The organism is Herbaspirillum sp. WKF16, assembly GCF_028993615.1.
In the GTDB taxonomy this organism is placed as follows: Bacteria; Pseudomonadota; Gammaproteobacteria; order Burkholderiales; family Burkholderiaceae_D; genus Herbaspirillum.
Window position 1 is genome coordinate 2,949,340 of the sequence record NZ_CP118632.1, and the last position, 14,538, is coordinate 2,963,877.

General features: G+C 67.9%; 13 protein-coding genes. 2 read left to right on the top strand and 11 right to left on the bottom strand.

Translation table 11 applies throughout. The annotated features are described in order from the left end of the window. Positions 1-101 precede the first annotated feature (101 nt). Together dhaL and Herbaro_RS13400 are read left to right on the top strand one after the other, a co-directional pair. Positions 102-1,808, top strand: coding sequence for a dihydroxyacetone kinase subunit DhaL (dhaL, locus tag Herbaro_RS13395; RefSeq protein WP_275010126.1), 1,707 nt, complete (start codon positions 102-104; stop codon positions 1,806-1,808). Positions 1,809-2,016: 208 nt separating this feature from the next. Next, the gene (locus tag Herbaro_RS13400) at positions 2,017-2,241 is read left to right on the top strand and encodes a hypothetical protein (protein ID WP_275010127.1); all 225 of its coding nucleotides are present in this window, start codon (positions 2,017-2,019) and stop codon (positions 2,239-2,241) included. A 93-nt stretch (positions 2,242-2,334) separates the two neighbouring features. Here Herbaro_RS13400 and Herbaro_RS13405 read toward each other — a convergent pair whose 3' ends face one another. From Herbaro_RS13405 to Herbaro_RS13455, 11 genes are all read right to left on the bottom strand, one after another. Continuing rightward, positions 2,335-3,381: a TRAP transporter substrate-binding protein gene (locus Herbaro_RS13405; RefSeq protein WP_275010128.1), complete on the bottom strand. Its 1,047-nt coding sequence runs from the start codon at positions 3,379-3,381 to the stop codon at positions 2,335-2,337. Positions 3,382-3,419: 38 nt separating this feature from the next. Further along, positions 3,420-4,544 carry a zinc-dependent alcohol dehydrogenase family protein gene (locus Herbaro_RS13410; RefSeq protein WP_275010129.1) on the bottom strand — a complete coding sequence of 375 codons (1,125 nt, stop codon included), beginning with the start codon at positions 4,542-4,544 and terminating at the stop codon, positions 3,420-3,422. A 152-nt stretch (positions 4,545-4,696) separates the two neighbouring features. Then, positions 4,697-6,139 (bottom strand): aldehyde dehydrogenase family protein, encoded by a 1,443-nt coding sequence (locus Herbaro_RS13415; protein ID WP_275010130.1) that lies wholly within the window; start codon positions 6,137-6,139, stop codon positions 4,697-4,699. A 41-nt stretch (positions 6,140-6,180) separates the two neighbouring features. Then, positions 6,181-6,849: an ABC transporter ATP-binding protein gene (locus tag Herbaro_RS13420; protein WP_275010131.1), complete on the bottom strand. Its 669-nt coding sequence runs from the start codon at positions 6,847-6,849 to the stop codon at positions 6,181-6,183. Between the two features lies 1 nt (position 6,850). Next, the gene (locus Herbaro_RS13425; RefSeq protein WP_275010132.1) at positions 6,851-7,591 is read right to left on the bottom strand and encodes an ABC transporter ATP-binding protein; all 741 of its coding nucleotides are present in this window, start codon (positions 7,589-7,591) and stop codon (positions 6,851-6,853) included. Next, entirely contained in the window at positions 7,588-8,562 is a 975-nt protein-coding gene (locus tag Herbaro_RS13430; protein WP_275010133.1) for a branched-chain amino acid ABC transporter permease, read from the bottom strand. Before Herbaro_RS13430 ends, Herbaro_RS13425 begins: the two co-directional genes overlap by 4 nt. Then, the gene (locus Herbaro_RS13435; RefSeq protein WP_275010134.1) at positions 8,562-9,467 is read right to left on the bottom strand and encodes a branched-chain amino acid ABC transporter permease; all 906 of its coding nucleotides are present in this window, start codon (positions 9,465-9,467) and stop codon (positions 8,562-8,564) included. Before Herbaro_RS13435 ends, Herbaro_RS13430 begins: the two co-directional genes overlap by 1 nt. Positions 9,468-9,480: 13 nt before the next feature. Further along, positions 9,481-10,791, bottom strand: a complete 1,311-nt coding sequence (locus Herbaro_RS13440; protein ID WP_275010135.1) for an ABC transporter substrate-binding protein — start codon at positions 10,789-10,791, stop codon at positions 9,481-9,483. Between the two features lie 316 nt (positions 10,792-11,107). Continuing rightward, on the bottom strand, positions 11,108-11,947 hold the full coding sequence (locus tag Herbaro_RS13445; RefSeq protein WP_275010136.1) for an HpcH/HpaI aldolase/citrate lyase family protein: 840 nt from the start codon (positions 11,945-11,947) through the stop codon (positions 11,108-11,110). Next, a complete protein-coding gene (locus tag Herbaro_RS13450) occupies positions 11,947-13,137 on the bottom strand; it encodes a CaiB/BaiF CoA transferase family protein (RefSeq protein WP_275010137.1) in 1,191 nt (396 codons plus the stop codon). Before Herbaro_RS13450 ends, Herbaro_RS13445 begins: the two co-directional genes overlap by 1 nt. 32 nt (positions 13,138-13,169) lie before the next feature. Beyond that, a complete protein-coding gene (locus tag Herbaro_RS13455) occupies positions 13,170-14,534 on the bottom strand; it encodes an MmgE/PrpD family protein (RefSeq protein WP_275010138.1) in 1,365 nt (454 codons plus the stop codon). Positions 14,535-14,538 lie beyond the last annotated feature (4 nt).

The following is a 14,538-nucleotide window of genomic DNA, read 5'->3' on the forward strand; positions in this document are numbered from 1 at the left end:
AGTGTCGGGCGCATATCGACTAAAATCGTCGCATCGCCGCGGGCGCCACAACAAACAGAATTCCACGCGCCGGCCGCTCCCGACCACGAGCAAGGAGACCCATGAAAAAACTCATCAACGACGTCGCGCAGGTCGTGCCCGACATGCTGGCCGGCCTGGCCGCCCTGCACCCCCGACTGGCCCTGCTGCAAGGCAAGAACATCGTGCTCCGGGCCGACGCCCGCGAGGCCGCCGCGCGCGGCGAGGTGGCGCTGATCTCGGGCGGCGGCGCCGGCCATGAACCGGCGCACGGCGGCTATGTGGGGCACGGCATGCTCAGCGGCGCGGTGGCCGGCGAAGTGTTCACCTCGCCCTCTACCGACGCCGTGCTGGATGCGATCCGCGCCGTCGGCGGCAGCGCCGGCGTGCTGCTGATCGTGAAGAACTACACCGGCGACCGCCTCAACTTCGGCCTGGCGGCGGAAATCGCGCGCGCAGAAGGCATCCCGGTGGAGATGGTGGTGGTGGCCGACGATGTCGCGCTGTCGGCCAACGGCGACCATGCGGGACGGCGCGGCCTGGCCGGCACCGTGCTGGTGCACAAGATCGCCGGCGCGGCTGCGGCCGGCGGCGCTTCGCTGGCGCAAGTGGCGCAGGCCGCGCGCGATGCCGCCGCCGCGCTGGGCACCATGGGCGTGGCGCTCACGCCGTGCACCGTCCCGGCCGCCGGCAAGCCCGGCTTCACGCTGGGCGAAGGCGAGATCGAATGGGGCCTGGGCATCCACGGCGAAGCCGGCGTCGAACGCGGCCGACTGGTGCCGGCCGGCGACGCCGTCGCGCGGCTGCTGCGCCAGATCATCGGCGACCTGAAACTGCAGGCCGGCGCGCGCGTGGCCCTGCTGGTCAACAATCTCGGCGGCACGCCGGCCAGCGAACTGGACATCGTCGCCGGCGCCGCGCTCGCCTTCCTGGCGCGGCAAGGCATCGTGGTGGAACGCGCCTGGGCCGGCACTTTCCTGTCGGCGCTGGAGATGGCAGGCATCTCGCTCACGCTGCTGCGCGTGGACGACGCGCGCCTGGCCCTGCTCGACGCCGCCACCCAGGCGCCGGCCTGGCCGGCTTCCGGCGGCCGCATCGCCGCCGCCCGCGCGGTGCCGCCGGCGCCATCCGCGCCCGCCATCGATCATGGCGCCCGGCTCTCGGCCGAGGCGCCCCTGCGGCGGGCAATCGACGCGGTATGCGCCTGCCTGCAAGCATCCGAAGCGCTGCTCACCGACATGGACCAGAAGGTCGGCGACGGCGATCTCGGCATCAGCATGGCGCGCGCGGCGCAAGGCATCCGCGAAGACATCGACCGCTGGCCCTCGGAACAGGATCCGGCGGCGGTGCTGCGCGCCATGTCGGCCACGGTGCGGCGCGTGGTGGGCGGCACCTCAGGCCCGCTCTACGCGATCCTGCTCATGCGCGGCGCCGCAGCGCTCGAACAACGCGGCCGCGGCGATGCGGCCGCCTGGTCGGCCGCCTTCGCCGAGGCGGTCAAGGGCGTGATGGAGCTGGGCGGCGCCAAGGCCGGCGACCGCACCATGATCGATGCCTTGCTGCCGGCGGCCGATGCGCTGCAAGCGGCGTTATCGACGCATCAAGACAGCGCGGCCGCGCTCGCCGCCGCCGCCGCGGCAGCCGAACAAGGGGCGGCGGCCACCGCGTCGATGACGCCGCGCCGCGGCCGCTCCAGTTACATCGGCCAGCGCGCGATCGGCCACGCCGATCCCGGCGCGCATGCGGTGGCCTTGTGGCTGGCGGCGTTGCGCGATGCGCTCAAGTCTTAGAAAATACGCCCTCCCGGGCCCTCACCTTGCCGATGACGCCGTCGCATGCGGCGCCATTTTTGTTTCCTGTCTGCAAACCTTGAAAACCAGAGCCAGCAAGAACTTCCGGGCTGTGGCATCATCCCTCCTTTGCGGTTTTCGCATCCATTTCAGAAATGGCTCACGTCACCGATGAGCTTGAGTTCTGATTACATTCCACCAAGGCAACATGTCAGGACCAATCGGCAAAGTGGCGCAAAAATACATGGGCGCCACCATCAACCTTACCCCGGTGCTGCGCACCGACGGCAAATGGACAGCCTTCGTGCACATCGACTTCCCCGACCGCACCACGCATGACTTCGGCGACTTCCTGCCCGGCAAGACCAAGATGGAAGCCCTGCAAAATGCGGTGACCGCGGCCGAGAAATACGTCGTCGCCCGCAAGAAATAATCCGGCCGGAGCAAGCCGCAACAACAAACGGCCCGCATCGCTGCGGGCCGTCTCGTTTTCAATGCCTTATCACCTGCCGGGAATCCGGCGCGCTCAGTTCATCTTCACGCCGGCGGCTTCGCTCTCCTTGTAGATCGCATCGATCAGGTCCTGGCCCACGCGCGAGGCCATGCTCTTGTGCACCGGCATGAGCGCGCGGCGCCACTCCGTCTTTTCCGCGTCGGTCAGGTAGTACACCTTGGTCTTGCCGCTCGCCTTGATGGCGGCCAGCGCATCGTCGTTTTCCTTCTGGGCGATGGTGTTGGCGTAGGTGGTGGCTTCCTTCATCGCCCCCTCCAGCTGCGTGCGCACGTCGGCCGGCAACGAGTCCCAGAACTTCTTGTTCACGATCACCGCGTAGCCGATGTAGCCATGGTCTGACACCGTCAGGTTGGACTGCACCTCATGCATCTTCTGCGTGTAGACATTGGAAGGCGTGTTCTCGCTGCCGTCCACCACGCCGGTCTGCATCGCCTGGTAGACCTCGGAGAAGGCCAGCACCTGCGGGTTGGCCTTCAGCGCGCGGAACTGCTCGTCCAGCACCTTGGAGGACTGGATGCGCATCTTCAACGCGCGGAAATCCGACACCTTGTGCAGCGGCTTGTTGGCCGTCATCACCTTCATGCCGTTGTCCCAGTAGGCCAGGCCCTTGATGCCCTTGCTCTCCAGTTTCTGGAACAGGCCCTGGCCGACCGGCCCTTCTGTCACGCGCTTGAGCACCGATGTGTTGGGGAAGATATACGGCAGGTCGAACACCTCGAACTCCTTGGCGCCCAGCGGGCCGAACTTGGCCAGCGAGGGCGCCAGCATCTGCACCGATCCCAGCTGCAGGGCTTCCAGCTCTTCCTTGTCCTTGTACAGCGTGCTGTTGGGATAGATCTCGACCTTCACGCGCCCCTTGGTGGCTTTCTCGGCCAGTTCCTTGAAGCGCTCGGCGCCCTTGCCCTTGGGCGTGTCGTTGGCCACCACGTGGCTGAACTTGATGACGATCTGCTGCTGCGCGAACGCCAGCGACGAATGCAGCGCCAGCGCCGCCAGCCCGGAGATGGCGATGGCGGCCTGGATGCGTCGCCTCGTGCCGTTGAATCTTATTGTGGTCATGCTGTGTCTCCTCCTTGTGATGCCTTCGAGCAAAGGCGTTAAAAGACAATCAGGTCGCGCAGTCCTTCCCCGGTATGCAGGCGGTCGAAGCCGCGGTTGATGTCGGCCAGCGCCATGCGCTCGCCCATCAGCCGGTCGATCGGCAGGCGGCCGGCCTGGTACAGGCCGATGTAGCGCGGGATGTCGCGCAGCGGCACGCAGGAACCGATGTAGCTGCCCTTGATCGTGCGTTCCTCGGCCACCAGGCTGACCTGCTGCAGCGGCCATTTGTGCTCCGGCGCCGGCAGCCCGGCGGTAACCGTCATGCCGCCGCGACGCGTCATGCGGTAGGCGGCTTCCATGGCCTGCACCGAGCCGGCCATCTCGAAGGCGTAGTCGACCCCGCCCTTGGTGAGCGCCTTGACCTTCTCCACCGCGTCCGGATCGCGCGCGTTGACCGTGGCGGTGGCGCCCAGCGAGCGCGCCAGTTCCAGCTTGCTGTCGTGCAGGTCGACTGCGATCACCTCGCGCGCGCCGGAGGCCAGCGCGCCCAGCATCGTGCACAGGCCGACGCCGCCCAGGCCGAGCACGGCCGCCGTGGTGCCCGCCTTGACCTCGGCCGTGTTGACCGCCGCGCCCACGCCGGTCAGCACCGCGCAGCCGAACAGCGCGGCCTCCACCGGGTCGATGTCGGCCTCGACCTTCACGCAGGAGCGGCGCGACACCACGGCGTGGTCGGCGAAGGCCGACACGCCCATGTGGTGGTTCACATGCTGCTGCCGGGTATGCAAGCGGCGTTGGCCCGACAGCAGCTCGCCCAGGGTATTGGTCGCCGCGCCCGGCTCGCACAGCGCCGGACGGCCTTCCATGCACGGCATGCAATGGCCGCAGCTGGGCACGAACACCAGCACCACCAGGTCGCCGGCGCGCAGGTCGGTGACGCCGCTGCCCACCTCGACCACCTCGGCCGAGGCCTCATGCCCCAGCGCCATGGGCACCGGGCGCGGACGCACGCCGGTGATCACCGACAGGTCCGAATGGCACAGGCCGGCGGCTTTCATCTTCACCAGCACTTCGCCGGGGCCGGGCGGGTCCAGCTCCAGTTCTTCGATCTTCAAGGGCTGGCTCTGCGCGAACGGATGCACATCGGTCATTTCCCGCAAAACGGCGGCCTGGATTTTCATGTCTCGCTCCCTGTGGTTGCTTCGTTGGTTGATGGATTTGCGCAACGCCCAGATTACACGACCGCAGTCCACCCGGGCCGCCATGCCGCTCAAGAACTGCGAAGCGCCCGCAACGATGCGCCTCGCCTGCAAGTTGCGGCATGCGGCGCGCCTTATTTGTAATAGTGGACGATGGTCTTGGTGGTGCTCATTTCCTCCAGCGCCAGCAAGCCCTTCTCGCGGCCGTGGCCGCTCTTCTTGACGCCGCCGAAAGGCAGCTCCACGCCGCCGCCGGCGCCATAGCAATTGATGAACACCTGGCCCGACAGGATGCGCTGCGCCAGCCGCGCCTGGCGTCCGCCGTTCTCCGTCCAGATGCCGGCGGCCAGGCCGTATTCGGTGGCGTTGGCCAGCGCGATGGCGTCCTCCTCATCCTTGAACGGCATGGCTGAAAGCACCGGGCCGAAGACTTCGCGGCAAGCCAGCGTGTGATCGCGCGGCACGCGGCCGAACAGGGTCGGCTTGACGAAGTAGCCGTCGGCCGGCACGCCCTCGCCCAGGCTGCCCTGCGCCAGCACCGGGATGCCCGAGGCCACCGCCTCGTCGATGAAGGCCTGCACCCGGTCGCGCTGCTTGCGGTTGACGATGGGGCCGCAATCCAGGTCCATCTCCGGCGTGCCCACGCGCACCTGGGCGAAGCGCTGCGCCACCTGCGCCACGAAGCTGTCGTAGATGCTCTCCTGCACCAGCAGGCGGCTGCCGGCCGAGCAGGTCTGGCCGGCGTTCTGGGTGATGGCCCTGACGATCGCCGGCAGCGCCTTCTCGACATCCACATCGTCGAACACGACCTGCGGCGACTTGCCGCCCAGCTCCAGCACGCAAGGGATATGGTTCTTGGCGGTGGCCTCCTGCACCATCACGCCGACCTCGGGCGAACCGGTGAAGGTGGCGAAGTCGATGCCGGGATGGGCCGTCAGCGCGGCCCCGGCCTCATGGCCGTAGCCGGTGACGATGTTCAACGCGCCCGGCGGGAAGCCGGCCTCCAGCGCCAGCTCGCCCAGCTTGATGCCGGACAGGCAGGCGTCTTCCGAAGGCTTCATCACGGTGGCGTTGCCCATGGCCAGCGCCGGCGCCAGCGAGCGGCCGAACATCTGCGCCGGATAGTTCCAGGGAATGATGTGCGCCGTCACGCCGTGCGGTACGCGCACCAGGCTGACGTTGTAGCCTTCCAGGTAAGGGATGGTCTCGCCGTGGATCTTGTCGGCGGCGCTGCCGTAGAACTCGAAGTAGCGCACCACCACCTTGACGTCGTTGCGCGCCACGGTGATCGGCTTGCCGGTGTCGCGCGCCTCCAGCTGCGCGATCTCTTCGGCATTGGCCAGGATCAGCTCGCCCAGGCGCACCAGCAGGCGGCCGCGTTCGGTGGCGGTCAGCCGGCCCCAGTCGCCGGAGAGCGCGCGGCGCGCGGCCGCCACGGCGAGGTCGATGTCGGCCTTGCCGCCGCGCGAGATCCGGGTGAACGCCTTGGCGTCGCTGGGATCGATGACGTCGATCGCCTGGCCGTCCCGGGCCGCGTGCCAGCGGCCGTCGATCAATAGGGTCTTGGGGGAAGTCATGTCAGGGTCCTGTCATTGATTCGTCAAAATAGCTGGGGTGCTCATGCGTGCGCCTGCGCCGCCGTCAGCTCGCCGCGTTCCAGCGTGAGCGTGCCGTCGGGCAAGTCGCGCAGGAGGCTGCGGTTGGATTCGGTCACCACCACGCAGACCTCGCTGTCGAGTTCATGCAGGCGGCGCAGCGATTCGGCATATTGCGAGGCCAGCACCGGCGCCAACCCCTGGAACGGCTCGTCCAGCAGTACCAGACGGGTGCCGGCCATAAGCGCCCGGCCCAGCGCGGCGATCTTGCCCTGGCCGCCGGACAGCGCCGCGCCGGAACGCGGCAGCATCTCCTTCAATTGCGGCACCACCGCCACCGCCTTCTCCAGGCGGCGGTCGATCTCGGCGCGCGACAGGCGCAGCACGTCGCACGGCAGGCGCAGGTTCTCTTCCACAGTAAAGGTGGGAAACATCACCCGGTCTTCCGGCGCGTAGCCGATGCCCAGCCCGGCGCGACCATGCGCGGGGACTTGCGCAAGGTCGCGGCCGTCGAAACTGATGCGGCCTTCCTGCAGCGGCATCAAGCCCATCACGGCGCGCAGCAGCGTGGTCTTGCCGGCGCCGTTGCGCCCCACCACGGCCAGCAGGCTGCCGGCCGGGAACTCGGTGTCGATCTTGCGCAGCACCGTGATGCCGGCGATGCGCGCGCTGATCTTCTCGATCTTCAGCATCTCATTCCCCTATCACATTGCGACGGATCTCCGGATTGCCCAGGACATCCTCCGGCTTGCCGTCAGCGGCGATGCGTCCCGAAATCCAGGCCGCCACGCGGGTGGCGTAACGGGTGACGATGTCGACGTCGTGCTCGACGAAGATCGAGGTGATCTTCTGCTCGTTCAGCACCCGCATGATGATCGCCATCAGGCCGTGCTTCTCCTCGCTGGAAACGCCGCTGGTAGGCTCGTCCATGATCAGCAGCTTGGGCTGCAGCACCAGCGCCATGGCGATGTCGAGCAGCTTGCGCTGGCCTTCCGGCAGCAGCGCGCACAGCTCGCCGGCGCGCTCGCGCAGGCCGACCAGGTCGAGGATGCGGTCGATCTCGGCCTCGGGCAGCACGCGCGCCAGCGGTGCCCATATGCGCAGCGCGCCGGTGCGTCCGGCCGCCGCCAGGCGGATGCAGTCGCGCACCGTGTGCTCCAGGAACAACTGCGGCAGCTGGAAGGAGCGCCCGATGCCGCGCTGGACGATGGCGCGCGGCGCCAGCCGTGTGATGTCCTTCCCGTCGAAATGCACGCTGCCGCCGGTGGGCCGGATGAAGCCGGTGCAGATATTGATGAAGGTGGTCTTGCCGGCGCCGTTCTGGCCGATCACGGCGAGGCGTTCGCCCTCGTGCAGCGCGAAGTCGATGCTGTCGGCCACCACCACACCGCCGAAGGCCAGTTGCAGGCCGCTGGTCTGTAACAGCGCGCTCATGAACGCACCTCCCCGATCAAGGGCCGGGCCTCGCTTGCCTGGGCCGGCGCGGCCTTGCGGAACAGCAATCCGGACAGGCCGCTGGGGACGAAGAACACCAGCCCGATCAGCACGAAGCCCAACACCATCTGCCAGGCGCCGGTGAACAGCGCGGCCGAATACAGCTTGATGAACTCGAACACCACCGCGCCCAGGAAGGCGCCGACCGGATGGCCAACGCCGCCCAGGATGGAGATGAACACGATCTCGCCCGAACGCACCCAATAGCCCATCTCCGGCGTCACCAGGCCCTGCATCAGCGCAAACATGGCGCCCGACAGGCCGCACAGCGCGGCCGAGAACACGTAGCCGATCCACAGCGCCTTGTTGGCCGACAGGCCGATGTATTCCAGCCGGGTCTCGTTGGTCTTCACCGCCGCCAGCGCCTGGCCGGCCACCGATTGCTGGTAGCGCTGCACCGCCAGCGCCAGCGCCACCGAACAGGCCACCGCCACCACCAGCAAGGCGGTCTCGAAGCCGTCGCGGTCGAGCTGCATGCCGAAGAAGGTCGAGCGCGCCACGCGGATGCCGTCGGTGCCGCCGGTCCAGCTGTAGAACTTGCCGAGGATGGAGAACAGCACCATCGACAACGCCAGGTTGAGCATGCCGAAGAAGATCGCCCGGTAGCGCACCACGAACAGCCCGATCAGCATGCCCATGGCGGCGCCGCACAGCGCGCCCACCGGCAGCAGCAACGCGCTGTCGAGCCGCGGCACCGCGCGCGCCAGGAAGGCCGCGGCGTAACCGGCGGCGCAGGAGAACATCGCGTGGCCGAACGACAACTGGCCGGCGCGGATCAGGATCGACACCCCCAGCGCGGCCACGCCGAAGCTGGCGGCGATGACCACCGGCGTCTTCAGCCAGGGCCAGGCCAGCGGCGCGGCCAGCGCGACCAAGGCCAGCAGCAGGCCGGCAAGATTGGCTCGCGTCATCACACCCTCCTCGCTTGCGCCACGGAAAACAGTCCTTGCGGACGGAACAGCAGCACCGCCACCATGATCAGGTAAGGCACCAGCACCTCCATCTCCGGCTGCAGGTAGACCGCGAAGGAACGCGCCAGGCCGATCAGCAGCGCCGTCACCAGCGTGCCCTCGATCTGGCCCAGCCCGGCGGTGGCCACCACGGCGAAGGACAGCACGATCATCTCGGCGCCGATGCCCGGCACCAGCGAGGTGGTGGGCGAGGCCAGCGCCCCGCCCAGCGCGCCCAGCATGGAGCCGGCCACGAAGGTCAACAGGCAGATGCGCTTGGCGTCGATGCCCATCGCGGTAGCCACCTCGCGGTTGTGCGCCACCGCCACGATCTGGCGCCCGGTGCGGCTGGACTTGAGGAACCAGCGCAGCCCGACGAACACCACCAGCGCCACGCCCGGCAGCACCATCAGCTGGTAGCGGGTGTAAGTGATGCCCAGCACTTCGGCCACGCCGAGGTAGTTCACGATGTCGGAGACGAAATAAGGCTGGGCGCCCCAGATCATGCGCTGCAGGTCTTCGAAGATCATGAAGGCCGCGAAGGTCACCAGCAATTGCAGGATCTGTTCCTTGTGATAGATCCGGCGCAGCAGCAGCACCTCCATGACGGTGCCCAGCAGCGCGCCGATCACCAGCGCCGCCAGCACCAGCCACAGGAACGACCAGGCCGGCGAAAGCCCTTTGGAGACCGCCCACAGCCCCAGCGTGGCGGCGAAGTAGCCGCCGAACGCATAAAGGCTGCCGTGCGCCATGTTGAGGATGCGCATGACGCCGAACACCAGCGTCATGCCCAGCGCCACCAGAAACAGCAGCGCGGCGTAGGAGATGCCGTCAAGCACCGCCAGCAGGAACAATTCCTGATTCATGGCCGGCGTCCGCTCAGTTCACCGGAGGGAAGGTCTTGATGCGCGGATCCTTGAGGATCTCCGGCTTGATCGTCTTGACCCAGTCCACCGACTTCTGTCCGACCGGCGCGATCGCCATTTCAGCCGGGTAGATCTCGATCTTGTCGAGGATCGGGAACGGATAGGCGGCGGTCTTCCTGGTGGTGCCCAGCAGTTGGTCTTCCAGGCCCTGGCCGTCCTCGCGGATCTTCACCTCGTCGGTCAGGCCGCGGAACTTCAGGCCGTGCATCGCTTCGGCCAGTTGTTCGGTGCTCGGCCACTGGCCCTTGTTGGCCTTGATCGCCTTGTCGTAGCCGGCCACCAGGCCATCCAGCGCCTGGATCATGTGGTACACCGAATAGATCGGATAGGCGCCGGTCTTGGCCTTGAACTTCTCGACGAAGCCTTTCAGCTTGGGGTCGTCCTTCAGTACCGGATGCAGGAAGTAGTGGTCGCCGCGCGCGCCGATGATCACGCCGTCAGGCAAGGTGGTGCCCAGGCGCTCCAGCGAGCTTTCGGCCAGCGGCAGCACGAACTGCGCGTTCTTGATCAGGCCGCGCTGGGCCGACTGCCGCACGAAGGTATCGAGGTCGCCGCCCCACGAGGTAGAGAGGATCACGTCCGGGCGCAGCGCCTGCAGGCGGCTGATCTCGGTGGAGAAGTCGGAGGCGCCGAACTTGGGGAACAGCTCGGCCACCACCTTGACGTCGGGCTTGAGGATCTTCAGCGTCTGCGAGAACAGCTCCCACGAATCGCGCCCCCAGGCGTAGTCCTGGTTGACCACGGCGATGGTCTTGAAGTTGGGCTTCTGGCGCAGCAGGTACAGCACGCTGGCCACCATCTCGGTGGTGGCGTTGGCCTGGGTGCGCACCACGTACTTGTAGCGGCGCTCTTCCAGCACCTTCTCGGTGCCGCAGTCCCACAGGATGTTCAAGACCTTCAGGTCTTCGGCCACCGGCGCCAGCGTGTTGCAGCTGCCGCTGGAGATCGAGCCCAGCATCACCTTGACGTTCTGCTCCTGCACCACGCGACGGTATTCCGAAAGCAGCTTGTCGCCGCCCACGCCTTCATCGATGAAGGTCGGCGTCACTTTCACGCCGTTGATGCCGCCCTTCGCATTGAGGTCTTCCAGGTAGAGCTCGGCCGCCTGCTTGGCCGGCACGCCGAACACCGAGGCCGGGCCCGAGGTGAAGGTGGTGATGCCGATCTTCAGTTCGGCCGGTTTGGCCTGCGCGAATGCGCCCTGCGAAAAGGCGAACGCGGATGCCGCGGCCAGCATCGCGCCGATGATTTTCTTGTTGAACATATCTCCTCCAGGTGATGGATTGCAGTTACCCGGGGCCCACGCCCTGCGGCATCTGCGGCTGTCTATCGCTTACGCTCTTGTTTTGCTGGGTTGAACCGGCGCGCGCCGTCTCTTGCTCGCTCCGCACTGCCTTGCTGCAACTGCCTTGCTGCAACTGCCTGTTGTTGCGCTTCGTTGTTGCGCGTTATTGCTGCGCTTTGTTGTTCTGCTTCCGTTCAGCTTTACGGCACGACATTTCTGGTCGTCATGCGGGCGCGAGGCGCGCATTGCTTTGGCGTATCGGCCGGCATGTCGCCGGCTCCCTGGTTCTGTTTCTTCAGTGCTGCAATTCTCCCGCCTGGTGCAGGAACTTCTCGGCCTGCATGATCACCGGCTTGTCGACCATCTTGCCCTTGAGCGAGATGGCGCCGCCGTCGCCGGCGCGCACCGCGGCCATCACCTCGCGCGCCCACGCCAGTTCCTGCGGCGTGGGCATGAAGCCGCGCCGCACCTCGTCCACCTGGCGCGGATGGATGCACAGCTTGGCGCCGAAACCGAGCCGGCGCGCCCGCGCCACCATCTTCGCCAGGAAGCCGGCGTCGTCGAAGGCGGTGGTGACGCCGTCGATCGGCGGCGCGATCCCGGCCAGGCGCGAGGCCAGCACCATCTCGACCCGGAACTGCAGCAGCTCCTCTTCTTCCGGCCCGCATTGCATGCCCAGGTCGACCTGGGCATCGATGGAGCCGAAGGCCAGGCGCACCACGCCGGGCTCGGCGGCGATCTGGCGCATGGCGGCCAGCCCTGCCGCGCTCTCGATCAAGGCGATCACGCCGGCGCCGGGATGCAGGCGCGCGGCAATCGCCGACACCGCCGCCGGCGTCTCGACCTTGGGCAGCACGATACCGCCCACCGGCAGCGCGGCAAAGGCCTGCACGTCGCCGGCGTGCCAGACGGTATCGGCGGCGTTCACGCGCACCCACAGGCGCTGCTGCGCACCGTTGTCGGCTATCCATTGCGCCAGCGTGGCGCGCGCCTCGTCCTTCTGCGGCAGGGCCACCGCGTCTTCGAGATCGACGATCACCGCGTCCGCGCCGCTGGCCAAGGCCTTGGCGTAACGGTCGGGCCGATTGGCCGGTACGAACAGGTAGGTGCTGGCCGAGGCCACGCGCGATGTCATCAGACGGCTCCCCGCTCGCGCAGCGCCGCGATGTTGTCGGCGTCATATCCCAGCGACGCCAGAATGCCGTCGGTATGCTGGCCCAGGCCCGGCACGGCATCCATGCGGTACTCGTAGGTGTCGTTGACGCCCGGCGGCAGCAGCGCCGGCAGCGCGCCGGCCGGCGAGCCGACCTCGGCCCAGCGGCCGCGCGCGGCCAGCTGCGGGTGCTCCCAGATGTCCTGCATGGTGGAGACCCGGGCGTTGGCGATCTGCGCCTCGTCCAGCCGCGCCACCACCTGCGCGGCCGTCATGCCGGCGAACATCTGCAGGATCAGCGCGCGCAAGGCGTCGCGGTTCTCATGCCGGCGCGAGTTGTTGGAGAAGCGCTCGTCCGCGGCCAGCGACGCGTCTTTCAGCACCACCTCGCAGAACACCTTCCACTCGCGCTCGTTCTGCAGGCCCAGCATCACGACCTTGCCGTCGCCGGCGGCGAACGGGCCGTAGGGATAGATGGTGGCGTGCTCGGCGCCCGAGCGCACCGGCGCCGAGGCGCCCTGGTAGGCGTAGTACATGGGGAAGCTCATCCACTCGGTCAGCGCTTCCAGCATGGAGAGATCGATGTGGCTGCCGCGACCGTCGCGCCCGCGCTTGATCAGCGCGGCCAGGATGTTGGAGTAGGCGTACATGCCGGCAGCGATGTCGGCAATCGAGCAGCCGGCCTTCGCCATGTCGTCGCGCGTGCCGGTGACCGAGAGGAAGCCGCCCTCGCTCTGGATCAGCAGGTCGTAGGCTTTCTTGTCGCGGTAAGGCCCGTCCTCGCCGTAGCCGGAGATGTCGCAGACGATCAGGCGCGGATGCTTCTTGTGCAGCGCCTGCGCCGACAGGCCCAGGCCGGCGGCCGCACCGGGCGCCAGGTTCTGCACCAGCACGTCGGCCTCTTCCAGCAACTTGCCGATGATGGCCTTGCCGTCCTCGTCCTTCAGGTTCAGGGTCAGGCTTTCCTTGGAACGGTTGGTCCAGACGAAGTGCGAGGACAGGCCGTTGACGCGGGTATCGTAGCCGCGCGCGAAGTCGCCCACGCCGGGGCGCTCGATCTTGATCACGCGCGCGCCCAGGTCGGCCAGCTGGCGCGTGCAGAACGGCGCGGCGATCGCGTGTTCCAGGCTGATGACGGTGATGCCCTCTAGGGGGCGGTTGGATGGCAGCATCATGTTTCCTTTGGGGCTGGAGCCTGGGCGGCTCAGAACAATTCGCTCAATGCGCGCTCTTCATGCAGGCGCCAGGCGCGCGCGATGATGTTGCGGGTCTCGGCTTCGCTGGCGGCGCTGGAGAAGGCGATCAGCTTGGCCGCCTTGTGCTCCAGCTCGGGGCGCGAGAGCGTGTTGCCGGGATCGCCCTTGGGCACATCCACGGCGGCGCTGAAGCTGCGGCCGTCGGTGGTCTCGACCTCGACCCGGCCCAGCCAGCGCGCCGGGTAGGCGCCGTCGACCTCGTGGTCCAGCGTCATCCTCACCTTCTCGCGGAACTGCGCCACGCGCGGGTCCTGCAGCGCCTGCTGCTCGAACTCGGTCAGGCCGGCCTGCTGGTGCACCGCGATCAGGCCCAGCACCGTGCCCATCGAGAACTTGGCCTGGTGCACCGTCTGCGGATTGACCACCGGTCCCAGCACATCGATGGCGCCCTGGTGCACGCGCGTATTGACCGCCGCGATCTGGTCGTGGCGCAGGCCCTCGCGCCGCATCAGCACCTGCAGCGCGTCGGCGGCTGGATGGGTGTGGCGGCAGGAGGCGTGGAACTTGAAGGAAGTCTCGGCGGTGGCCCAGCGCGAACCCAGGCCATCGGTCAGCCTGGCCGGATCGGCATCCGACGACATGCCGGCCGCCATGCCTTGCGCGCCCTCCAGAATGCGCTGCGCGCCGGTGAAGCCGTCGCGCGTGAGGTAGGCCGCCAGCAGACCGTCGGCCGCGGCCTTGCCGGTGTGCAGTTGCTTGGAGTCGGCGGCGTCGCGCAGGAACTCCCACAAGCCGGCCGCCTGCGTGCCGGCCGAACCGAGCGCATGCAGGAATTTTGCAGTGTCGAAATCCATCAGCTTGCCCACCGCCACCGCGGCGGCCAGCGTGCCGACCGTGCCGGTGGTGTGGAACACGCGGTAGTGCGAGCGGCCCAGGAACTCGCCGATGCGGATCCCCGCCTCATAGCCCGCTACCGCCGCCACCAGGAAGTCGGCGCCCGACTTGCCCAGATCCTGCGCCGCCGCCAGCGCCGCCGGGAACACCACGGCGGCCGGATGGAACACCGAACCGTTGTGCACGTCGTCCTGCTCCACCAGGTGCGAAGAGGCGCCGTTGACCAGCGCCGCGAAGTAAGGCGAACTGGACTTGCGGCTGGTCAGGATGGTGGCCGGGCCGTCCTTGGGCCCCATCAGCGCGGCATAGCGCTCGATGATCTCGATCTGGCGCGCGCCCTTGCCGGCCAGCGCCGAGGCGAACCAGTCGAGGAACAGGTCTTCGGCACGGGCGATCACGGCCGGCGGGATGTCCTGGTAGCGCAGGCCGGCCAGGAAGGCGGCCAGGGTGCGGGAGGGGCTGTCGGTGGGCTGGCTCATGGGC